The sequence below is a fragment of the Microbacterium sp. SCPM-O-B-15248 (M128) genome (genome assembly GCF_058214835.1).
The window spans coordinates 428,087-447,969 of sequence record NZ_JBYQLI010000002.1 but is presented as its reverse complement, the minus strand read 5'-3'; the positions used below and the strand labels follow the sequence as shown (position 1 = coordinate 447,969).

Below are 19,883 nucleotides of genomic sequence, written 5' to 3'. Positions count from 1 at the left end.
AGCTATGAGTCCGCGCGGAGTCCGGGGGCTCAGACGCGCAGCGAGGCGAGGTGTTCGCGGAGAGTCGGTCCGCCCCGGAACTCCCGGATCAGATGCTGCACCACGGCCCGCAGATCGCCGTCGGCGGCGTCGGCGACCGCGATCTGGCGCGCCGAGCTGCCGCCCGTGGCGAGGATCGTCTCGAGTCCCGCGAATTCCCGCGCGCACTTCAGCTCCGTGGCGACGTCGGCGAGCTGCTCCATCGTGGTGAACAGGTGGTCGCGCACGGGGAGCTGAGTGCCCTCCCGGTCGACGATCACGCGAGCGTCCAGCCCGTAGCGGGCGGCGCGCCACTTGTTCTCGCGGGCGTACCAGGGCGGGATGCCGGGGAGCTCGCCGCCGGCGTCGAGGATGCGCGAGAAGTGCTCGACGAGCGACTGCGCGAGCGCCGCGACGGCGGCGAGCTCGGGCAACGTCGACATGCCGTCGCACGCGCGGATCTCGACGGTGCCCCAGTGGGGCGCCGGACGGATATCCCAGCGGACCTCGCTGGCATCCGCCATCACCCCGGTGCGCACCATGTCGTCGAGGTACGCCTCGAAGTCCCCCCACTCACGCAGTTGCCATGGCAGACCCGCGGTGGGCAGCTGTTGAAACACGAGGGCGCGGTTGGAGGCATAGCCCGTGCGTTCGCCCGCCCAGAACGGACTGGATGCCGACAGGGCCTGCAGGTGCGGGAGGTAGACGGTCAGCGCGTTGATGATCGGCATGACCTTGTCGACGTCGTCGACGCCGATGTGCACGTGGACGCCCCAGATCATCATGTTCCGCCCCCACCACTGGGTGCGCTCGATGAGCGTGTGGTAGCGCGTCTTGTCGGTGACCTCCTGGTCGAACCACTGCGCGAAGGGGTGGCTGCCGGCGCACAGCAACTCGATGCCGCGCGGCTCGGTCTGCGTGCGCAGGGCGGCGATGGCGTCCGCGATGTCGTCGACGGCCGCGGCGACGGTCTGGCCCACACCGCTGGTGACCTCGACCGTGTTGGTCAACAACTCGCCGGTGACGGTGAAGCGTTCCAGCGAGGTGGCCTCTTCGACGAGGTCGAGGATCTCCGGCGCGCGGGGGACGAGATCGCCTGTTTCACGGTCGGCGAGCATCAGCTCCCACTCCAGTCCCACCGAGGAACGCGCGGACGGTGCGAAGGGGAGCCTCATGCGGTCAGTCTGACACGGCGCCACGGCAGTCAGCGGGTTCGCTACCCGCCGTGTCATCTGGCAGAATAGAGGGTCGGACCCACCACTCGACCCTCTATCCAGTGTCGGTCCGCCTTTTTGAGCTTCCGCCGGGTGTGCACCCCACGCTCCAGGCGTTCGGTTCGTTCGCTTTCCACCATCCAGGAGTTTTCGTGGCTGTCAAGATCCGTCTCAAGCGTCTCGGCAAGATCCGTGCGCCGTACTACCGCATCGTCGTCGCCGACTCGCGCACCAAGCGCGACGGTCGTGTGATCGAGGAGATCGGCAAGTACCACCCGACCGAGGAGCCCTCGTTCATCGAGGTCGACTCGGAGCGCGCCCAGTACTGGCTCGGTGTCGGCGCTCAGCCGACCGAGCAGGTGCGCGCCATCCTCAAGCTCACGGGCGACTGGGGCACCTTCAAGGGCGACAAGGACGCGAAGTCCACCGTCAAGGTCCGCGAGCCCAAGGCCGCCTTCGAGGTCGACGCCTCCAAGAAGTCGGTCGTCAAGCCCAAGGCAGAGAAGAAGGCCGACGCGGCTCCTGCCGACGAGGCGCCCGCCGCCGAGACCTCGGCAGAGTAAGTCCCGTGCTGTCCGCCGCGCTCGAACACGTCGTCAAGGGGATCGTCGATCACCCCGATGCCGTGACCATCCGTTCCTCCACCTCGCCCCGCGGCGAGGTACTGGAGGTTCGCGTGCACCCCGATGATCGGGGTCGCGTGATCGGGCGCGGCGGTCGCACCGCCAAGGCGCTGCGCACGCTCATCACGGCCCTCGCCGACGGGCAGCGCGTCCGCGTCGACGTTGCCGACGACTGATGTCGGCCGGCGAAACCGCGGGCGCAGAGCCCGCCAAGACCCAGCTCCGTGTGGGCCGCCTGGTCAAGGCCCACGGCCTCAAGGGCGCGTTCAAGCTCGAGCTGTACACCGATGACCCCGAGGGGCGTTTCGTCCCCGGGAACACGTTCACCCTTCAGGTCCCCGAGTCCTCGCCGTGGCACGGCCGCGAGCTGAAGGTGCGGGAGTTCCGCTGGATGAACTCCCACCCCGTGGCTTTCTTCGAGGGCGTCGACGACCGCAACGCCGCCGAAGAGCTGGTGAAGGCGATCCTCTGGATCGACCAGGACTCCCAGGCCGCCCCCGCTGAAGACGACGCGTGGTACGACCACCAGCTCGTCGGTCTCGACGTGGTGCGGGACGGAGCCGTCATCGGCCGGGTCGCGCGCGTGGATCACTTCCCCGCGCAGGATCTCCTGATCGTGCGTCCCACGGGCCGTGGCGAGGATGCCGACGTCCTCGTGCCGTTCGTGAGCGCGATCGTCCCCGAGGTCGACATCGAGGCAGGACGCGTGGTCGTGACCCCGCCGGCCGGTCTCTTCGAAGAGCTTCCGGGCGAGGACGATGCGCCCCGCGACGACGCCGCCGATGCGGATGACGCGGCGGAGGCAGGCGACGCCGACTCCCACGGGGACTGACGTGCGCATCGACGTCGTCTCGATCTTCCCGACGATCTTCGACGCCCTCGAGGTGTCGCTCCTGGGCAAGGCCCGTCAGACCGGGTTGCTCGACGTGCGCGTCCACGACCTGCGGGACTACACGCACGACCGTCATCGGACCGTCGACGACACCCCGTACGGCGGTGGAGCGGGCATGGTGATGAAGCCCGAGCCGTGGGGTCTCGCTCTCGACGACATCGCCCAGGATGCCGCGGAGCCCCCCGTGATCGTCTTCCCGTCGCCCGCGGGTGAGCGCTTCACACAGAAGATCGCGCGCGAGCTCTCGCACGAGGACCACCTGGTGTTCGGGTGCGGACGCTACGAGGGCATCGACGAGCGCGTCTTCGATTACGCGGCCGGTCTCGGTCGTGTCCGCCTGCTGAGTCTCGGCGACTACGTGCTCAACGGGGGAGAAGTCGCCGTCATGGCGATGGTCGAGGCGATCGGTCGCTTGATCCCCGGCGTCGTCGGAAACCCCGAGAGCCTCGTCGAGGAATCGCACGAGGACGGTCTGCTGGAGTACCCGTCGTTCACCAAGCCGGCCTCGTGGCGCGGCCGTGATGTGCCGCCCGTGCTGCTGAGCGGCAATCACGGAGCGGTGGCGACGTGGCGGCGCGAGCAGCAGATCGAGCGCACCCGCGAGCGTCGGCCCGACCTGCTGCCCGACTGACGCGGCCCGCGGGGGTGTGGCATCCGCATCCGTCGCCGGATGCCACGACCGCGATGATGATCAGTCGACGCCGAGGAACGACCGGTCGGTGAGCACGATCGGCCCGTCGGTCGTGATGGCGACGGTGTGCTCCGAGTGCGCTCCGCGCGAGCCGTCGGCGCTGCGCAGGGTCCAGCCGTCGGGGTCGGTGATGAGCTGGTCGGTCGTCTGCAGGAACCACGGCTCGAGCGCGAGGACGAGTCCGTCCCGCAGCGGGTATCCGCGCCCGGCCTTGCCGTCGTTGGCGACGTGCGGGTCGCCGTGCATCGTCCGCCCGACGCCGTGTCCGCCGAAATCGGTGTTGATCGAGTAGCCGTCGCCGTGCGCGATCGCCGCGACGGCCGCGGAGATGTCGCCGATCTTGTGGCCGACGGTGGCGGCGTCGATCGCTGCGGCGAGGGCGCGCTGCGTCGTGTCGATGAGGGCGAGGTCCTCGTCGCGGGGCGTGCCGACGACGAAGGACACCGCGGAGTCGGAGACCCAGCCGTCGACCGATGCGGCGAAGTCGAGCGAGACGAGGTCGCCGTCGCGCAGCGCGTAGTCGAAGGGGAGCCCGTGCAGCACGGCGTCGTTGATCGAGGTGCACAGCACCTTGCCGAAGGGGCTCGCACCGAACGACGGGTGGTAGTCGATGTAGCAGGACTCCGCGCCCGCCGAGCGGATCATGTCGTGCGCGCGACGGTCGAGGTGCAGGAGGTTGGTTCCCACCTTCGTCTCGTCGCGCAGCGTCGCCAGCACTTCGGCGACGAATCGGCCGGCCGGGCGCATGGCGTCGATCTCGGCCGGTGTGCGCAGTTCGATCATCGGTGGTTCCCTTCGTCAGCCTCCCATTGTCCCCGAAGATCGCAACCGATGTGGAGACGTGCGCGGCGTGTGGACGGCGGCATCCGGGCTCATAGTCGCCGCACAGTGTCGCCGCGTACGCTTCGTGCATGATGCTGCGTCGACTCTTCCTGAGCTGGCTGTTCCCCGCCGCGTTCGTCCTGCCCCTGTGGCTCTTCATCGGGTGGATCGTCTTCAGCGGCGGGAGCGGTTGGGCCCTCCTGTGGCTCCTCGTAGCGGCTCCGGCGGTGTTCGTCTCGCACATCGTGATCGCGCTCCTGGTGCGCGCGCGGGGGAGCGTGCGTCTGGAGCGGGCGGCATCCTGGCGCGACGTCATCGGGGTCGGCGTCTGGCAGCTCTCGATCGTCGCGCTCGGGTTCTACGACGTGCGGATCTTCTTCCCCCTCCTGGTGCTCGGAGTGGTCGGCGCGCTCGCTCTGGTGTGGTCTTCGGCGGCGCAGCTGTGGGCCGAGGCGCGCAGCGGTATCGCGGTACTCCACACCGCCGACGGCACCGGCTACATCCCGCCGACGCGGGAGCAGCCGCGTCCCACGGTCGACGGCGACGTCATCGTCATCTCGGAGAAGCCCGCCGCGGACTGAGCCGGTTTGGCCGGTGCTCCCGTCCGTGGCAGAATAGGCGTTTGTGCCCTGACCGGCTCTGCCTCAGGGGAGTCCGCCGCATCCGCGGCCTCGGGCACGCCTCACTTTTTCCCATTCTTATCGTGCGATCGACCTGTGGCGGTCGCAGGAAGTGACGATCATGCAGATCCTCGACTCCGTCGACGCGGCTTCGCTCCGCTCCGACATCCCCGTCTTCGCCCCCGGCGACACCGTCAAGGTGCACGTCAACATCACCGAGGGCAGCCGCTCGCGTATCCAGGTCTTCCAGGGTGTCGTCATCGGTCGCTCCGGCGACGGTGTGCGCGAGACCTTCTGTGTCCGCAAGGTCAGCTTCCAGGTCGGTGTCGAGCGCACCTTCCCCGTGCACAGCCCCGTGATCGACCACATCGAGGTCGTCACCCGTGGTGACGTGCGTCGCGCGAAGCTCTACTACCTGCGCAACCTGCGTGGCAAGAAGGCCAAGATCAAGGAGAAGCGCGACCGCTGAGTCCGCTTCACCGAACGCCCCGCGATCCGTCGCGGGGCGTTCGTCGTCTGCGGCGGCATCCTGTCTGATCGGATGCCGGGAACGTTCGGTGAGCGCGTCGGAATGTGCGAGGCTTGACCCGCGGTCTTCCGGTGTGCGGTGAGCCCGGCGAAGGATCAACATGAGCGACGAAACCGCAGCTGCACCGGCATCCGCCCCGACGACCCGTCGTCGGCGGGGAGCTCTGACGTTCGCGCGTGACGTCGTGGTGATCCTCCTGATCGCCCTGGTGGTGTCGTTCCTCGTCAAGACCTTCGTGGTGCGGTCGTTCTACATTCCGTCGGCGTCGATGAACAATACGCTGCTGCAGAACGACCGGATCCTGGTCGACGAGCTCACGCCGCGGTTCGGCGACTACTCCCGCGGAGACGTGGTCGTCTTCCGCGATCCGGGTGGCTGGCTTCCCGTGACCCCGCAGGCACAGCGACCGCCGCTCGTCGAGGCGACGGACTGGCTCCTGTCGCTCGTGGGCCTGTCGGCACCCGACAGCGACGACCACCTCATCAAGCGCGTCATCGGCACCCCCGGCGACCACGTCGTGTGCTGCAACGCGCTCGGTCAGACGACCGTCAACGGGGTCCCGCTCGAGGAGTCGTACGTGAAGCTGTCGCCCGGCGCGACGGCGCCCGAGCCCTTCCCGTACGACATCACCGTGCCCGACGGATCGCTGTGGGTGCTCGGCGACAATCGCAACAGCTCGAAGGACTCGCGCTACAACCAGGAGCAGCCCGGCAAGGGTTTCGTGCCGATCGACAACGTCGTGGGGCGCGCGTTCGTCATCACGTGGCCGTTCGACCGCTTCGGGCTGATCGACTTCCATCACGAGGTGTTCGCGGGGGTGCCCGCGCCCGAGAGCGCGCCGTGATCGAGCCGACCCTCACTCTCGAGCGACGGTTGCTCAAGGAGCACGCGATCATCATCGCATGCGACGAGGTGGGCCGCGGGGCGCTGGCGGGTCCGGTCGCCGTGGGGGCGGCGGTGATCGATCCGACGCGGTCGCGCAAGCGGGTGCCGGCGGGCCTGCGCGACTCGAAGCTCGTGCCCGAGGCGCGCCGGCCCGACGTGGCCGCCCGTGCGGCGGCCTTCGTTCAAGAGAGCGCGGTGGGCTGGGCGAGCTCCGAGGAGATCGACGAGATCGGCATCATCCGTGCCCTGGGTCTCGCCGCGGTCCGCGCGATCGCCGACCTCCGCGCGCACGGGATCGTGCCCGAGGATGCGCTGGTGATCCTCGACGGCAACCACGACTACATCACTGCGGCGGGGGAGCGCGGGCTGCGCGTGAAGCCGATCGTGAAGGCCGACCGTGATTGCGCGAGTGCGGCGGCGGCATCCGTCATCGCCAAAGTGGCGCGCGACACGCTCATGACCCACCTGCACGATGATCTGCCTGCGTACGGCTGGGCGCGCAACAAGGGCTACGCGAGCCGCGACCATCGCGAGGCGATCAGCGTGCACGGCATGAGCGTGCACCACCGGCACTCGTGGGCGATCGCGGCGGCGCCGACGCTGTTCTGACCCCCACGGCGGACGGTCTGCCGCCGCCGCGTCCCGCGCCTAGGATGGAAGCACCATGGATGACGACGTCTTCGAGGACTACGACCGCGAACTCGAACTGGCCCTGTACCGCGAGTATCGCGACGTGGTCTCGCAGTTCCAGTATGTGATCGAGACCGAACGCCGGTTCTACCTCGCCAACGACGTGAACGTCGTGCGCCGCGACACCGAGCACGACTTCTACTTCGAGATCTCGATGACCGACGTGTGGGTGTGGGACATCTACCGCGCCGACCGTTTCGTGAAGTCGGTGCGCGTGCTGACGTTCAAGGACGTCAACGTCGAAGAACTCTCTCGTCGCGACTTCCAGCTGCCCGAAGAGCTGTCGCTCGACAACTGACGGCTCCTCCCCAGCCGTCGTTCTTCGTCGGCCGTCCCCGATTCCGGTCTCTCGGCCCGCGGCGGTCGTCGACCGGATGCCACGCTCTCGGGCATGGCAGCGAAAGACGACTTCGGACGAGCCGGTGAAGAACGGGCCGCCCGCCACCTGACCGCGAACGGGTACCGGATCCTCGACCGCAATTGGCGATGTCCGCAGGGCGAGCTCGACATCGTCGCCGAGACCGCGGGATCGCTCGTCGTGGTGGAGGTGAAGGCCCGGACGAGCGAGGCGTTCGGGCACCCGTTCGAGGCGATCGACAGCCGCAAGGCGACACGCCTGTGGCGCCTGGCGATGGCGTGGATCGCGGTACACCCCGACGAGGCGCGCTCCCGTCGGCTGCGCATCGACGCGATCGCGCTGATCGGCGCCGATCCCCGCACGGCCCGCCTGGAGCACCTCGAGGACGCGCTGTGACCGTCGCGCGGACGTGGGCCGTGGCCCTGACCGGCGTGCGCGGCGACCTCGTCGAGGTCGAGGCCGACCTCTCGCCCCAGACGCCCGAGTTCGCGATCATCGGGCTCCCCGACAAGGCCCTCGGTGAGGCCGGGCGGAGGGTGCGGAACGCCTGCACCAATCGCGGGCTCGAACTGCCCAAGCGACGGCTGACGGTGAACCTGTCGCCCGCGAGCCTGCCGAAACGCGGGTCGGCGTTCGACGTCGCGATCGCGGTCGCCGCGCTGGCGACGACGGGAACGATGGATGCCGCCCGCGTCGCTGACACGGTACACATCGGCGAACTGGGCCTCGACGGTCGTCTTCGTCCGGTCCCGGGGGTTCTCCCGGCGGTGTTGACCGCGCAACGCGCGGGCAGGTCGCGGGTCGTGGTGCCGGTCGCGAATGCGGCGGAAGCGGCGCTCGTCGAGGGCATCGAGGTGCGCGCAGCCGTCTGCCTCGCAGAGGTCGTACGCTGGCACGGAGGCTCGAGCGAGGCGCCGGATCTTCCGGCGGTGTTGGCCGCGGACGAGCCGGCGTCCGTCGGGGAGGTCCTGGATCTCGCCGATGTCGTGGGGCAGCCCGACGCCGTGGAGGCCCTGATCGTCGCCGCCGCCGGTGGACACCATCTGCTCATGAGCGGCCCGCCGGGCGCGGGGAAGACGATGCTGGCACGCCGTCTCCCCGGCATCCTGCCCGATCTGGACGACGAGGCTGCGCTGTCCGTCGCCTCGGTCCGGTCGCTGTCCGGAGAGGTGGTGACGCGACTGTCTCGGACGCCGCCGTTCGAAAGCCCCCACCACGGTGCGAGTGCGGCCGCCCTGATCGGGGGAGGATCCGGAGTCGTGCGGCCGGGGGCCATCGCACGCGCGAGCGAGGGCGTGCTGTTCCTCGACGAGGGCGGCGAGTTCCCCGCGTCGGTGCTGGATGCTCTCCGGCAACCGCTCGAGAACGGTGTCATCCAGCTGCACCGGTCAGGGGTGTCCGCGACCTTTCCGGCCCGGTTCCAGCTCGTCGTGGCCACCAACCCGTGCCCGTGCGGGCAGTACGGCGTTCCCGGCGGAGTGTGCGAGTGCGCGCCGCAGGCGATTCGGCGGTACACGCGCAGACTCTCGGGACCGCTGCTCGACCGCATCGACCTCGACCTGCGGTTGCAGCGCGTGTCGCGCGCACGCCGCGACGGCGGATCGCCCCTGGTGACGACGACCGAGGCACGCGCCATCGTGCGGAGCGCCCGAGAACGCGCAGCGCAGCGATGGGCGGATACGCCCTGGCGACGCAACGCTGATGTGCCCGGTACCTGGCTGCGGGGCCCCGCGCTCCCGGACGGCGAGATTCTTCGTCCTCTGGACACGGCTCTGCGACGCGGTTCGCTCACGCTGCGCGGGTACGACCGTCTGCTGCGGGTGGCGTGGACCGTGGCAGATCTCGCCGGTCGAGATCGCCTGCACGGCGATGACGTGGGGCGAGCGCTGTTCCTTCGACAGGGGAGTGTCGCGTGAACGGCATCGAGCATTCCGCGGATGCGGTGGCCGAGGCCATGGACGGTCTGGCCGTCGCGGGAGGCGTCGACCTCGCCGACGCTTACGCCCGGGTGTGGTGGACCGTGCTCGCCGAGCCCGGCGACGGCGCGGCCGGCGAGCTCATCGCCCGGTACGGCGCGATCGAGGCGCTCGGCATCGCGACGACGGACACCGACGGCGAGTGGGATGCCGCTCGCGAGCGATGGCGCCCCCGCCAGAAGCCCGAGTTCGTCCGGTCGACGCTGGATGCTGCCCGTCGGGCGAGCGCTGCGCTGATCGTTCCGCCCGATCCGCGCTGGCCCGAGCGCCTCGATGATCTCGGTGTGCACACGCCGCCCGCGCTCTGGACGCGAGGAGACCTGGGCCGACTCGCGGGAGCCGCCACGGTCGCGATCGTCGGCGCGCGCGCGGCGACACCCTACGGAGAGGCCGTCGCCACGGACCTTGCCGCCGAGCTGGCCTCCGACGGCGTGATCGTGGTCTCCGGGGCCGCGTACGGGATCGACGGAGCGGCACACCGCGCGACATTGAGGGCCGGGGGGAGCACCGTCGCCTTCCTCGCGGGCGGCGTGGACCGCGCCTATCCCCGCGGGCACGAGAGCCTCCTTGCCGGTGTCGCGGCGTCGGGCGCTGTGGTCAGTGAGACGCCGTGCGGGGCGACCCCCACCAAGTGGCGATTCCTCGCTCGAAACAGACTCATCGCTGCTCTGGCGGATGCGGTCGTCGTCGTCGAGGCGGGCCACCGGAGCGGATCGCTCAACACCGCCGCGCACGCGGCGCAGCTCGGGCGCGCGCTCGGCGCGGTTCCCGGACCCATCACGAGCGCGGCGTCGGCAGGCAGTCATCGCGTGCTCCGAGAGTTCGACAGTGTGTGCGTGACCTCGGCGGCTGACGTTCGCGAAATGCTCGGGGAGCGAGTCACCGGGTCCTCGGAAGGCGGCGCCGAGGGCCGCACCGACGACACCACGCGACTTCTCGACGCCCTGTCACCGCGCGCCGGGCGGGATGTCGACGACATCGCCCGTCGCGCCGGGTTCTCCCCGGACGACGCGCGTGCGCGGCTGGGGTTCGCCGAACTCGAAGGGCGTGCCGTGCGGGACGACGACGGCCGGTGGCGTTCGCTCTCCGCGCGGTGAGGATCTCCCCGCGCAACGAAGCACCGCGGCCGGGGTGCGCTCCCGGCCTCGGCAGCGGCGGGCAGATGCAGCGTCGTGTTCCGCGCCGGGGACGCCACCGCCGCCCCCGGCGGGCGTAGATGATCCGCCGTTCACCGCGCCGCGGACGTCGCCGCCCTCGCTCCGCGCAGATTCTCCGCCGATCACGCGCGTCGCACGCCGCCCGCATCGCGCGCCAGGGGCAGTCTTGTCCCGTGCGCATCTCCGAGGCGGTCGAGGGCTACCTGAGCCACCTCGGCGACGTGCGCCGGCTCTCGCCCGCGACGGTCCGCGCATACCGGTCCGATCTCGTCGATCTCGTGCGGGCAGCGGGAGATCCCGACGTGCGCGACGTCGACATCGAGGCGCTGCGGCAATGGCAGTGGGATGCCGCGACCGCCGGTCTCAGCAAGGCCACGGCCGCACGTCGCACGTCGGCGGCGAAAGGGTTCCTCGCCTGGGCGCAGGACGAGGGCCTCATCGACGCGGACCCGGGGCAACGTCTCGTGGCCCCCAAGCGGGGGCGCAGTCTTCCCCGGGTCGCGACGGCACCGGCCCTCGACGGGCTGCTCGCCGACGCCGAGAGCGCAGCCCGGTCCGGAGACCCCGTCGCGCTGCGCGACCACGCCCTCCTCGAGATCCTCTACGGCACCGGCGCGCGCGTCTCGGAGATCTGCGGGCTCGACCTCGACGACATCGACCACGAGCGCCGCACTCTGCGGCTGCGCGGAAAGGGAGACAAGGAACGCGTCGTTCCCTACGGCGTCCCCGCCGCGCACGCGCTCGACGCCTACCTCGTCCGGGGCCGCGCCGGGCTCGTCGACCGCGGCGCCGGGGGCGGCGGGCCCGCCGTCTTCCTCGGGGCGCGCGGAGGCCGCCTCGGACCCCGCGCCGTGCACACCCTCGTCTCCCGCATCGTCGCGCCCGTCGTGGGAACCGAGTCGCTCGGACCGCACGCCCTGCGCCACTCCGCCGCCACCCACCTCCTCGACGGCGGCGCCGACCTGCGTTCGGTGCAGGAGATCCTCGGTCACGCCAGCCTCGGCACGACGCAGATCTACACGCACGTCTCCGCCGAACGTCTGCGGGACGCGTATCGGCTGGCGCACCCGCGCGCCTGACGCACACGGACCGCTCCCGGCACGTGCGCCCGCGCATTCGCGCGGCTGACACGCACCGACACGCACCGCGGTTGCGCTTGGCTCCCCTCCACGCGGCGTCGTAGCGTTGCCGTGTGAACCGTCGCGCACGACTCGCCGCCTCGGTGATCGGGGTGCTCGTCGGAGTCTCGGTGCTCGTCGGCTGCGGACTCGCGCCCCAACCCGTCATCACCCGGCTGCCGCCACCCGCCACTTCCGGCACCTCCTCGAGCGCTGTACCGACCCCGTCGAACACGCCGAGTGTCGAGGCCGCGCCTTCGACGGCTCCCTCGCGGAGCCCGGACTCCGCCCCCGGTGCCGCCGACGGTTCGCTGACGGACTGCGGCGACGGGGGCACCGCGTCGGTCAACGGCGGTGAGCGGGCGGTCCGCGTCGAGGGAACGTGCGCTCAGCTCACGGTGTCGGGCTCCGCTCTCACCGTCGACGCGAGCGGCGCCACGATCGGTGTGCTGACCCTCGCCGGTGACCGCATCCGCGTCGTCGCGGCATCCATCGACAGCGCGACGAGCCAGGGCAACGACAGCGCCCTCGCCGTCGCGGGAGCCGTCGGACGACTGGACCTCAGTGGCGACCGTGCGACCGTGACGGTCGGCGGCGCGATCTCGTCGCTCCTCGTCCGCGGACAGGACAACACCGTCACCGCCTCCGGCGGCATCGGCGAAAGCGCGGTCGAGGGACGCGGCAACCGCATCGGCTGAGCGACCGCCATCACCCTCAACAGCACGGGAGCAGCACCGCCCGCGGCACTCCGCCGAGCAGACGCAGCGGATTGACGTAGTCGCCGTTCCAGCGCACCCCGAAGTGCACCGTGCCCGTCGCCGCGTGGCCTCCCTCGGCCACCTCGCCGACCGGATCGCCGCGGGCGACGGCATCGCCGACGCGGAGCAGCGTCGTCACGGGCTCGAACGTCGTGACCAGGCCGTCGCCGTGGTCGATCGTCACCACAGGGCGACCGGCGACGGACCCGGCGAACGCGATCGTCCCGGCCGCGGGGGAGCGGACCCTCCCGACCGATCCGAGATCCACGCCGCGATGGCCGGCTGCGTACCGGTGCACGGGCGCCTCGAACGGCCGCACGATCTGCACGGCGTCGACCGGCCACACCCATCCGCGGTGCGCGAGCGGATCGTCGACACCGGCCCACGCCGGTCCGACGCCCCCGGCCCCCGCGATCACGACGATCGTGAGGAGCATGCTCCACCGTTGCGCGGTCGTGAGTCGAGCGTTCATGCCTCGATGCTGCCGGGGACGGGGGAGCCGCCGCGGGCATCGCGGACCGTTCCGTGCACGGCCCTCGAACCAGGCCGCGTGGGGAGGAGCCGTCCTGTATGCTGGAGGACGCATCCCGTCTCTCGGGATGACTCCGCGTGCCCACAGCGCAGCGCGCTGGTCTCCGGATCAGCGCATCGCGCGGCATCCACACCCCACGGTCCTCCGCTCCGGCGGAAAGGCGGGTGTGCGCCGGGCACCAGGCTCGCCGCTCGATCGAACGGCGCGAACAACCGCAACCACGGCGTGAAAAGCGCCCAGAACAGGAGTACGACCATGGCCGTCGTCACCATCCGCCAGCTGCTCGACAGCGGCGTGCACTTCGGACACCAGACCCGTCGGTGGAACCCGAAGGTCAAGCGCTTCATCCTGACCGAGCGCTCCGGCATCCACATCATCGACCTCCAGCAGTCGCTGTCGTACATCGACAAGGCCTACGAGTTCGTCAAGGAGACCGTCGCGCACGGCGGCACCATCCTCTTCGTCGGCACCAAGAAGCAGGCGCAGGAAGTCCTCGCCGAGCAGGCCACCCGCGTGGGCCAGCCCTACGTCAACCAGCGCTGGCTCGGTGGCCTCCTCACCAACTTCCAGACGGTGTCCAAGCGCCTCGCCCGCATGAAGGAGCTCGAGGAGCTCGACTACGAGAACCCGGCCGAGAGCGGCTTCACCAAAAAGGAGCTCCTGCTCAAGAAGCGCGAGCTCGACAAGCTGCACAAGTCGCTCGGTGGTATCCGCAACCTGCAGAAGACCCCCTCGGCGATCTGGGTCGTCGACGCCAAGCGCGAGCACCTCGCCATCGACGAGGCCAAGAAGCTCGGCATCCCCGTCATCGGCATCCTCGACACGAACGCCGACCCCGACGAGTTCCAGTACCCGATCCCCGGCAACGACGACGCGATCCGCTCCGTGAGCCTGCTCACGCGCATCATCGCCGACGCCGCCGCCGAGGGCCTGATCCAGCGTCACCAGCCCGCCGGTGAGGAAGAGGCCGCCGAGCCCCTCGCCGAGTGGGAGCGCGAGCTGCTCGAGACCCCCGCCGAGTCGACCGAGGCACCCGCCGAGACCGGTGCCGAGGCCGTCGAGGCCGCGACCGAGTCGGCTGACGACGCCGCCGGCGCCGAGGCCCACGACGAGGCCGTCGCCGACGCGTCGGGCGAAGAGGCCGCCGAGGTCGCCGACGCCGAGGCCACCGACAGCAAGTAAGCCCGCCGCCGCTCACCGCGGCGTCACCCGCACAGGCTACGATCCGGCGGGGTCGTGACCGCGCCCCAGGGCGCTCACGGCCCCGCCGAGCTCACATCAGAACGCACAACGACAAGGAGACGCCACACCATGGCAAACTTCACGATCGCCGACATCAAGGCTCTGCGCGAGCAGCTCGGCACCGGCATGGTCGACACCAAGAAGGCGCTCGAAGAGGCCGACGGCGACGTCGAGAAGGCCGTCGAGATCCTGCGCCTGAAGGGCGCGAAGGGCAACGCCAAGCGCGCTGACCGCTCCACGAGCGAGGGCCTTGTCACCGCCCGTGAGACCGAGGGTGCCGTCACGCTCCTCGAGCTCGCGTGCGAGACCGACTTCGTCGCGAAGAACGACCGCTTCATCGCTCTCGCCGACAAGGTCGTGGCCGCTGCGGCCGCCGCCGGTGCCGACTCGGTCGAGGCCGCCCTCGCCGCCGACGCCGACGGCCAGACCGTCGAGCAGCTCATCTCGGACGAGGCCGCCATCATCGGCGAGAAGGTCGAACTCCGTCGCGTCCGCACCATCCGCGGCGACAAGTTCGAGGTCTACCTGCACAAGACCAGCAAGGACCTCCCGCCCCAGGTCGGCGTCGTCCTCGCCTACACCGGCGACGACGCGGAGACCGCGCGCAGCATCGCGCAGCACATCTCCTTCGCCAACCCTTCGTTCCTCACCCGCGACGACGTGCCGGAGGCCGACGTCGAGAAGGAGCGCGAGATCGTCACCGAGATCTCCCGCAACGAGGGCAAGCCCGAGGCCGCCCTGCCGAAGATCGTCGAAGGCCGCGTCAACGCGTTCTTCAAGCAGGTCTCGCTGCTCGACCAGGACTACGCCAAGGACAACAAGCTGTCCGTCGCGAAGGTCGCCTCCGACGCCGGTCTCACCCTGACCGACTTCGCTCGCTTCAAGGTCGGCGCGTAAGCACCGATGACAAGGCCCGGGATGCCACGGCATCCCGGGCCTTTTCCCTGCGCGCGCGACGTATCGGTCGGCGCAGCGGGGGCAGTAGTTTGATCAAGACGAGAGGACACCCCACGTGATCGATGAAGCGACCAGACGACGCCGCGTACTGCTGAAACTCTCCGGTGAGGCCTTCGGGGGAGGACAGTTGGGAGTCAACCCCGACGTCGTCAGCCAGATCGCCCGTGAGATCGCCGAGGCGGTGGATCGCGTCGAGATCGCGATCGTCGTCGGCGGCGGCAACTTCTTCCGCGGGGCCGAGCTCAGCCAGCGCGGCATGGACCGCGGCCGCGCCGACTACATGGGCATGCTCGGCACGGTGATGAACTCCCTCGCCCTGCAGGACTTCCTCGAGCAGGCCGGTGCCGCCACGCGCGTGCAGTCGGCGATCTCGATGACCCAGGTCGCCGAGCCGTACATCCCGCGTCGCGCGGTGCGGCACATGGAGAAGGGGCGCGTCATCATCTTCGGCGCCGGTGCGGGCCTGCCGTACTTCTCCACCGATACAGTCGCCGCCCAGCGCGCCCTCGAGATCGGTGCGACCGAGGTGCTCGTCGCCAAGAATGGTGTCGACGGCGTGTACACCGCCGACCCGCGCGTGGATCCCTCGGCGACGAAGCTCGACCACCTCACCTACAACGACGCCCTGCAGAAGGGCCTCAAGGTCGTGGACTCGACCGCGTTCAGCCTCTGCATGGACAACGGCATGGACATGCGCGTGTTCGGGATGGAGCCCGCGGGCAACGTCACGCGTGCGCTGCTGGGCGAGACCATCGGCACTCTCGTCACTTCGTGACGCGCGGCGCGGGCCCGGGCTCCGGGCCCGCGCGCGGCTAGACTGACAAGTCAGTACCAACGAATGGAGTCACCGTGATCGCCGATGTCCTCGCCGATGCCGGAGCGCGCATGGACCGCGCCGTGGAGGCCGCGAAGGAGGACTTCGCGACCGTCCGCACCGGGCGCGCGAACCCCCAGATGTTCCAGAAGATCCTGGTCGACTACTACGGCTCGCCCACGCCTCTCGCGCAGCTGGCGTCGCTGAACAACCCCGAGGCCCGCACGCTCGTGGTCAACCCCTACGACAAGTCGGCGCTCAAGGCGATCGAGCAGGCGATCCGCGACATGCCGAACCTCGGCGTGAACCCCACCAACGACGGCAACATCGTGCGCGTCACGATGCCCGAGCTGACCGAGGACCGCCGCAAAGAGTACGTGAAGATCGTTCGCGGCAAGGGCGAGGATGCCAAGGTGCAGGTGCGCAACCTCCGCCGCAAGGCCAAGGACGACCTGGACGCGCTCAAGAGCGACGTCGGCGAAGACGAGCTCGTCCGCGCCGAGAAGGAGCTCGACGGTGTGACGCGGGCGCACGTCGACGCGATCGACGAGGCGCTCAAGCGCAAAGAGGCTGAACTGCTCGAGGTCTGAACCGTGCCCGAGGCCCCCGACGCCGATGAGACGGCGCCCGACCTTCCCTCCCGCCGGAGGGGGGATTCGGCGCGCCGTGCGCCGGCCACCGGCGAAGGCGTGACCGCGATCGAATCGCAGCTGCGCGCGATGCGCACGGATGCTGAACAGCACATCGCGCACGCCCGGGCGGAGTTCGACCAGGCGAACGAGCGCATCAAGGAGCGGACTGGCCGCGATCTGATCGTGGCCAGTCTCATCGGCGTGGCGATCGGCGTCGTGGTCGTCGCGTCGCTGATCTTCATCAAGGGGCTCTTCGCTCTCTTCGCGCTGGGGGCCATGGCCCTCGCGGTGTTCGAGTTCTCCCGCGCGCTGCAGGTCTCCGGCCGGCGGGTCGACGTCATTCCGCAGCTCGCGGCGGGAGTGCTGCTCCTGGCAAGCGGCTTCTTCGTGGGGCTGTGGTTGCACTGGGTGGCGACACTCGCCGCGGTCGCGATCGTCGTGGTCTGGCGGCTCACCGCACAGTTGCACGCCGGCGACGGACGATCCCCGAGGGACGTCGTGGCCGACGTGCTGGTCGGCGCGTTCGTGCAGCTCTACGTGCCGTTCCTCACCAGCATGGCCATGATCCTGCTGGCCCAGGACGGCGGGGAGTGGTGGGTCCTCGCGTTCCTCGTGCTCGCCGTCGTCGCCGACACGGGTGCGTACGTCTCGGGTCTGACGTTCGGCCGGGGTGGGCGGCATCCGATGGCCCCCCGCATCAGCCCGAAGAAGACGTGGGAGGGCTTCGCCGGAGCCTTCGTCGCCGCTCTGATCGCGGGGGTGCTGCTGGCCGTCTTCATGCTGCAGCTGCCCTGGTGGACGGGGCTGATCTTCGGCGCCGTGGTCCTCGCCACCGCCACGGTCGGCGACCTCGGCGAGTCGATGCTCAAGCGCGACCTCGGCATCAAGGACATGAGTTCCTGGCTGCCGGGTCACGGTGGGGTGCTCGACCGGCTCGACTCGATCCTGCCCTCCGCCACGGCCGCGTTGGCGATGTACTACGTTCTGTCTCCCCTGGGGGTGTCATGACCGAGATTGCGACGACCCGTCCGCCCGCTCCGTTCCCCTCCGCGCCCGGACGTCGAAAAGGGTACGAGAAGCGTGCTGTGGATGCCTTCCTCGAGAAGGCTCGTGAGGCTTTCGAGGCCGACGAACCCGGTGCTCTCCGCTCGACCGAGGTCCGGTCCGCGGCCTTCCCTCTCGTCCGGGGCGGCTACGCCGTCGGACCGGTGGATGCGGCCCTCGGCCGGGTCGAGGACGCCTTCGCCGCCCGCGAACGCGACTACGCGCTGTCCCGCCTGGGCGCGCGCGCCTGGGTCGCCGAGACGCGCGATACCGCTCAGGTCGTGCTCGACCGGTTGGCTCGTCCCCGGGGTGAGCGCTTCGACCGCGTGGGGGTCCTGCACTACGGCTACAGCGTGCACGAAGTGGACATCGTCGCCGACCGTATCGCGCGCTACCTCGTCGCCGGCGATCCGATCACCCCGGAGCAGGTCCGTTCCGTGGCGTTCCGCCTGCAGCGCGGCGGCTACCGCGAGACGCAGGTGGATGCCGTGCTGGATGCGGTCATCGAAGTCATGCTGGCGGTCGGTTGAGCTGGGCGTGGCACCCCCGCCGAGCACACCGGTAGTATCGAGCGCACTGTGACTTCCGGAACCGACCTCACGCGCGCGACGTCCCGACGGGCAGCCCGTCGCGGGTTGGTCGCGGTCGACGTGGTCCATCCGGCGCCGTCGAGCCGCCGAGGTCCGCACTGGACGCGGCGCCGGGGCGTTGTCGGCGTCTTTGCGGCGTGCGCCGCGCTCGCTTTCACGGGCGCCTACGTCGGCCCGATGGGCGGGGCGATCCTCCGGGCCCAGGCCGACGAGCCGCAAACGGTGACGCTGTACGCCGAAGGTCTCGGCGACTCGCAGCAGGTGTCCACCGGCGGTGAGAAGCAAGCGCCCACTCTCGATCGTTCGAGCTACAACGTCTACGTGAAGCCGAAGCCGACCCCCACTCCGACTCCGGTCGCCACGTCGTCGAGGTCGGGTTCGGAGGCGTCCAGCGGCGGCGGCGGTCCGGTGTTGTACTCGGGCGGCGGCGCGCCGAGCGAGTGGATGTCGGCGGCGGGTATCTCCGAGGCCGACATGGGGTACGTCGACTACATCGTCAAGCGCGAGAGCGGATGGAACCCCAACGCCACGAACCGCTCCTCGGGTGCGTGCGGCCTCGTTCAGGCCCTCCCGTGCAGCAAAGTGCCCGGCAACGGGTACGACCCCGTCGACAACCTCCGGTGGGCGACCGGATACGCGACGGGTCGGTACGGCAGCTGGGCCGAGGCGTACGCCTTCTGGACCAGCAACCACTGGTGGTGAGCGGGTCGTGCCACGATCCCGCAAGCGGCGGCCGTCGAGCGATCGCGCCGACGCCTCGCTCGATCGCCTGATCGCCGGGTGGAAGCGCACCGAGGTCAAGCGCGGCGCGGAGTGGACGGTGCAGCCGCTGTCGGCGGCCCAGGCGCAGAAGGCCTACGTCTGTCCCGGCTGCGGTCGTACGGTCGAGGTGGGCGTCGCTCACCTCGTGGTGTGGCGGGCGGACGGAGTCCTCGGCGAGGCGGCCGATCTCGCTGCACGACGGCATTGGCACACACACTGTTGGAGGATCGCCTGATGGAGATACGCGGCCCCGTGTTGCTGCCCGCGCGCCGAGAGGACGTCGAGTTCGAGACCGTCGACGGTCTCACCCTCGTGGGCGAGCTCGCTCTCCCCGAGAATCGCGCGCCGGTGGCGACGCTCGTGACCCTCCACCCGCTGCCCACGGCGGGCGGGTTCATGGACTCGCACATCCTCCGCAAGGCCGCGGGGCGGCTCCCCGCCCTGGCAGACCTCGCGGTGCTCCGGTTCAACACGCGCGGCACCACGTCGCCGCGCGGCACCAGCGACGGGGCGTTCGACGGGGGAGCGGCCGAGGTGTTCGACGTCGCCGCCGCCGTGGACTTCGTCCGCGAGCGCGGGCTGCCACGCCCGTGGCTCGTGGGGTGGTCGTTCGGCACCGAACTCGCGCTGAAGTACGGGCGCGACCACGACATCGAGGGCGTCATCCTGCTTTCGCCTCCTCTTCACCGCGCGTCGGCCGACGACGTCGCCGCGTGGGCCGGGGACTCGCGCCGGGTGATCGTCCTCGTCCCGGAGTTCGACGACTACCTTCGCCCCGACGAGGCCCGCGAACGCTTCGCGTCGATCCCGCACGCGCAGCTCATCGCCGTCGACGGTGGCAAGCACCTGTGGGTGGGCGAGAACCAGACCCGTCGCGTCCTGACCGAGATCGTCGCCGCGGTCAACCCCGACGCGCTGCCTCTGCCCTTGCAGTGGGACGAGCCCGCCGAGGGTTGAGC

General features: G+C 70.3%; 26 protein-coding genes. 23 read left to right on the top strand and 3 right to left on the bottom strand.

What is annotated here, in order from left to right:
* Positions 1-29: 29 nt before the first annotated feature.
* On the bottom strand, positions 30-1,193 hold the full coding sequence (locus AC3E6M_RS04830) for a glutamate--cysteine ligase (RefSeq protein ID WP_138172410.1): 1,164 nt from the start codon (positions 1,191-1,193) through the stop codon (positions 30-32).
* Positions 1,194-1,384: 191 nt separating this feature from the next.
* Here AC3E6M_RS04830 and rpsP point away from each other — a divergent pair, with 191 nt between their 5' ends.
* The 4 genes from rpsP to trmD are packed head-to-tail and all read left to right on the top strand — an operon-like array spanning position 1,385 to position 3,378.
* Positions 1,385-1,795, top strand: a complete 411-nt coding sequence (gene rpsP / locus AC3E6M_RS04825; RefSeq protein ID WP_138172409.1) for a 30S ribosomal protein S16 — start codon at positions 1,385-1,387, stop codon at positions 1,793-1,795.
* A gap of 5 nt (positions 1,796-1,800) precedes the next feature.
* Positions 1,801-2,031: an RNA-binding protein gene (locus AC3E6M_RS04820; RefSeq protein WP_138172408.1), complete on the top strand. Its 231-nt coding sequence runs from the start codon at positions 1,801-1,803 to the stop codon at positions 2,029-2,031.
* Positions 2,031-2,687: a ribosome maturation factor RimM gene (gene rimM / locus AC3E6M_RS04815; RefSeq protein ID WP_138172407.1), complete on the top strand. Its 657-nt coding sequence runs from the start codon at positions 2,031-2,033 to the stop codon at positions 2,685-2,687. Before AC3E6M_RS04820 ends, rimM begins: the two co-directional genes overlap by 1 nt.
* Before the next feature lies 1 nt (position 2,688).
* Complete coding sequence (trmD, locus tag AC3E6M_RS04810) at positions 2,689-3,378, top strand: tRNA (guanosine(37)-N1)-methyltransferase TrmD (RefSeq protein ID WP_138172406.1); 690 nt, start codon at positions 2,689-2,691, stop codon at positions 3,376-3,378.
* A gap of 60 nt (positions 3,379-3,438) precedes the next feature.
* Here the strand turns inward: trmD and map are convergent, their stop codons facing one another.
* Positions 3,439-4,221 (bottom strand): type I methionyl aminopeptidase, encoded by a 783-nt coding sequence (gene map / locus AC3E6M_RS04805; RefSeq protein ID WP_138172405.1) that lies wholly within the window; start codon positions 4,219-4,221, stop codon positions 3,439-3,441.
* 128 nt (positions 4,222-4,349) lie between these two features.
* Between map and AC3E6M_RS04800 the strand changes: the two genes are divergently transcribed.
* The 10 genes from AC3E6M_RS04800 (at position 4,350) to AC3E6M_RS04755 (ending at position 12,291) form a co-directional block, all read left to right on the top strand.
* Positions 4,350-4,841 (top strand): MFS transporter permease, encoded by a 492-nt coding sequence (locus tag AC3E6M_RS04800; RefSeq protein ID WP_138172404.1) that lies wholly within the window; start codon positions 4,350-4,352, stop codon positions 4,839-4,841.
* Positions 4,842-5,001: 160 nt separating this feature from the next.
* Complete coding sequence (gene rplS / locus AC3E6M_RS04795) at positions 5,002-5,349, top strand: 50S ribosomal protein L19 (RefSeq protein ID WP_138172403.1); 348 nt, start codon at positions 5,002-5,004, stop codon at positions 5,347-5,349.
* A gap of 160 nt (positions 5,350-5,509) precedes the next feature.
* A complete protein-coding gene (lepB, locus tag AC3E6M_RS04790) occupies positions 5,510-6,253 on the top strand; it encodes a signal peptidase I (RefSeq protein WP_230006071.1) in 744 nt (247 codons plus the stop codon).
* The gene (gene rnhB, locus AC3E6M_RS04785) at positions 6,250-6,903 is read left to right on the top strand and encodes a ribonuclease HII (RefSeq protein ID WP_138172401.1); all 654 of its coding nucleotides are present in this window, start codon (positions 6,250-6,252) and stop codon (positions 6,901-6,903) included. The genes lepB and rnhB overlap by 4 nt, the downstream gene beginning before the upstream one ends.
* 55 nt (positions 6,904-6,958) lie before the next feature.
* Positions 6,959-7,282, top strand: a complete 324-nt coding sequence (locus AC3E6M_RS04780) for a DUF2469 family protein (protein ID WP_134126534.1) — start codon at positions 6,959-6,961, stop codon at positions 7,280-7,282.
* Between the two features lie 93 nt (positions 7,283-7,375).
* Positions 7,376-7,738 (top strand): YraN family protein, encoded by a 363-nt coding sequence (locus AC3E6M_RS04775; protein ID WP_490529205.1) that lies wholly within the window; start codon positions 7,376-7,378, stop codon positions 7,736-7,738.
* Positions 7,735-9,258, top strand: a complete 1,524-nt coding sequence (locus AC3E6M_RS04770) for a YifB family Mg chelatase-like AAA ATPase (protein WP_490529204.1) — start codon at positions 7,735-7,737, stop codon at positions 9,256-9,258. The genes AC3E6M_RS04775 and AC3E6M_RS04770 overlap by 4 nt, the downstream gene beginning before the upstream one ends.
* Positions 9,255-10,415: a DNA-processing protein DprA gene (gene dprA, locus AC3E6M_RS04765; RefSeq protein WP_490529203.1), complete on the top strand. Its 1,161-nt coding sequence runs from the start codon at positions 9,255-9,257 to the stop codon at positions 10,413-10,415. Before AC3E6M_RS04770 ends, dprA begins: the two co-directional genes overlap by 4 nt.
* 233 nt (positions 10,416-10,648) lie before the next feature.
* Positions 10,649-11,554 (top strand): tyrosine recombinase XerC, encoded by a 906-nt coding sequence (locus AC3E6M_RS04760; protein ID WP_490529202.1) that lies wholly within the window; start codon positions 10,649-10,651, stop codon positions 11,552-11,554.
* Positions 11,555-11,667: 113 nt separating this feature from the next.
* Positions 11,668-12,291, top strand: coding sequence for a DUF3060 domain-containing protein (locus AC3E6M_RS04755; RefSeq protein ID WP_490529201.1), 624 nt, complete (start codon positions 11,668-11,670; stop codon positions 12,289-12,291).
* A 16-nt stretch (positions 12,292-12,307) separates the two neighbouring features.
* On the opposite strand, the gene AC3E6M_RS04750 is transcribed toward AC3E6M_RS04755, so the two are convergent.
* Positions 12,308-12,823, bottom strand: a complete 516-nt coding sequence (locus AC3E6M_RS04750) for a murein hydrolase activator EnvC family protein (RefSeq protein ID WP_490529200.1) — start codon at positions 12,821-12,823, stop codon at positions 12,308-12,310.
* Between the two features lie 315 nt (positions 12,824-13,138).
* Here AC3E6M_RS04750 and rpsB point away from each other — a divergent pair, with 315 nt between their 5' ends.
* From rpsB to AC3E6M_RS04705, 9 genes are all read left to right on the top strand, one after another.
* Positions 13,139-14,065: a 30S ribosomal protein S2 gene (gene rpsB, locus AC3E6M_RS04745; RefSeq protein ID WP_138172395.1), complete on the top strand. Its 927-nt coding sequence runs from the start codon at positions 13,139-13,141 to the stop codon at positions 14,063-14,065.
* 129 nt (positions 14,066-14,194) lie between these two features.
* Positions 14,195-15,022 (top strand): translation elongation factor Ts, encoded by an 828-nt coding sequence (tsf, locus tag AC3E6M_RS04740; RefSeq protein WP_138172394.1) that lies wholly within the window; start codon positions 14,195-14,197, stop codon positions 15,020-15,022.
* 115 nt (positions 15,023-15,137) lie between these two features.
* Positions 15,138-15,857, top strand: coding sequence for a UMP kinase (pyrH, locus tag AC3E6M_RS04735; protein ID WP_230008928.1), 720 nt, complete (start codon positions 15,138-15,140; stop codon positions 15,855-15,857).
* Positions 15,858-15,931: 74 nt separating this feature from the next.
* The gene (gene frr / locus AC3E6M_RS04730) at positions 15,932-16,486 is read left to right on the top strand and encodes a ribosome recycling factor (RefSeq protein ID WP_138172392.1); all 555 of its coding nucleotides are present in this window, start codon (positions 15,932-15,934) and stop codon (positions 16,484-16,486) included.
* A 99-nt stretch (positions 16,487-16,585) separates the two neighbouring features.
* On the top strand, positions 16,586-17,536 hold the full coding sequence (locus tag AC3E6M_RS04725; protein ID WP_252370862.1) for a phosphatidate cytidylyltransferase: 951 nt from the start codon (positions 16,586-16,588) through the stop codon (positions 17,534-17,536).
* Entirely contained in the window at positions 17,533-18,102 is a 570-nt protein-coding gene (locus AC3E6M_RS04720) for a DivIVA domain-containing protein (protein WP_490529199.1), read from the top strand. Before AC3E6M_RS04725 ends, AC3E6M_RS04720 begins: the two co-directional genes overlap by 4 nt.
* A gap of 48 nt (positions 18,103-18,150) precedes the next feature.
* Positions 18,151-18,864 carry an aggregation-promoting factor C-terminal-like domain-containing protein gene (locus AC3E6M_RS04715; RefSeq protein WP_490529198.1) on the top strand — a complete coding sequence of 238 codons (714 nt, stop codon included), beginning with the start codon at positions 18,151-18,153 and terminating at the stop codon, positions 18,862-18,864.
* Positions 18,865-18,871: 7 nt separating this feature from the next.
* Positions 18,872-19,159 (top strand): Rv1322 family protein, encoded by a 288-nt coding sequence (locus tag AC3E6M_RS04710; RefSeq protein ID WP_490529197.1) that lies wholly within the window; start codon positions 18,872-18,874, stop codon positions 19,157-19,159.
* Positions 19,159-19,881 carry an alpha/beta hydrolase gene (locus AC3E6M_RS04705; RefSeq protein ID WP_490529196.1) on the top strand — a complete coding sequence of 241 codons (723 nt, stop codon included), beginning with the start codon at positions 19,159-19,161 and terminating at the stop codon, positions 19,879-19,881. Before AC3E6M_RS04710 ends, AC3E6M_RS04705 begins: the two co-directional genes overlap by 1 nt.
* The last annotated feature ends 2 nt before the right edge of the window (positions 19,882-19,883 follow it).

Excerpts from the sequence above, each read along its gene's own strand:
- AC3E6M_RS04800 (WP_138172404.1), top strand. The coding sequence starts at position 4,350 with ATGATGCTGCGTCGACTCTTCCTGAGCTGGCTGTTCCCCGCCGCGTTC.
- rpsB (WP_138172395.1), top strand. The coding sequence starts at position 13,139 with ATGGCCGTCGTCACCATCCGCCAGCTGCTCGACAGCGGCGTGCACTTC.
- rimM (WP_138172407.1), top strand. The coding sequence starts at position 2,031 with ATGTCGGCCGGCGAAACCGCGGGCGCAGAGCCCGCCAAGACCCAGCTC.
- rplS (WP_138172403.1), top strand. The coding sequence starts at position 5,002 with ATGCAGATCCTCGACTCCGTCGACGCGGCTTCGCTCCGCTCCGACATC.
- AC3E6M_RS04780 (WP_134126534.1), top strand. The coding sequence starts at position 6,959 with ATGGATGACGACGTCTTCGAGGACTACGACCGCGAACTCGAACTGGCC.
- tsf (WP_138172394.1), top strand. The coding sequence starts at position 14,195 with ATGGCAAACTTCACGATCGCCGACATCAAGGCTCTGCGCGAGCAGCTC.
- AC3E6M_RS04750 (WP_490529200.1), bottom strand. The coding sequence starts at position 12,823 with ATGAACGCTCGACTCACGACCGCGCAACGGTGGAGCATGCTCCTCACG.
- AC3E6M_RS04830 (WP_138172410.1), bottom strand. The coding sequence starts at position 1,193 with ATGAGGCTCCCCTTCGCACCGTCCGCGCGTTCCTCGGTGGGACTGGAG.
- AC3E6M_RS04775 (WP_490529205.1), top strand. The coding sequence starts at position 7,376 with ATGGCAGCGAAAGACGACTTCGGACGAGCCGGTGAAGAACGGGCCGCC.
- AC3E6M_RS04705 (WP_490529196.1), top strand. The coding sequence starts at position 19,159 with ATGGAGATACGCGGCCCCGTGTTGCTGCCCGCGCGCCGAGAGGACGTC.
- map (WP_138172405.1), bottom strand. The coding sequence starts at position 4,221 with ATGATCGAACTGCGCACACCGGCCGAGATCGACGCCATGCGCCCGGCC.
- lepB (WP_230006071.1), top strand. The coding sequence starts at position 5,510 with ATGAGCGACGAAACCGCAGCTGCACCGGCATCCGCCCCGACGACCCGT.
- AC3E6M_RS04720 (WP_490529199.1), top strand. The coding sequence starts at position 17,533 with ATGACCGAGATTGCGACGACCCGTCCGCCCGCTCCGTTCCCCTCCGCG.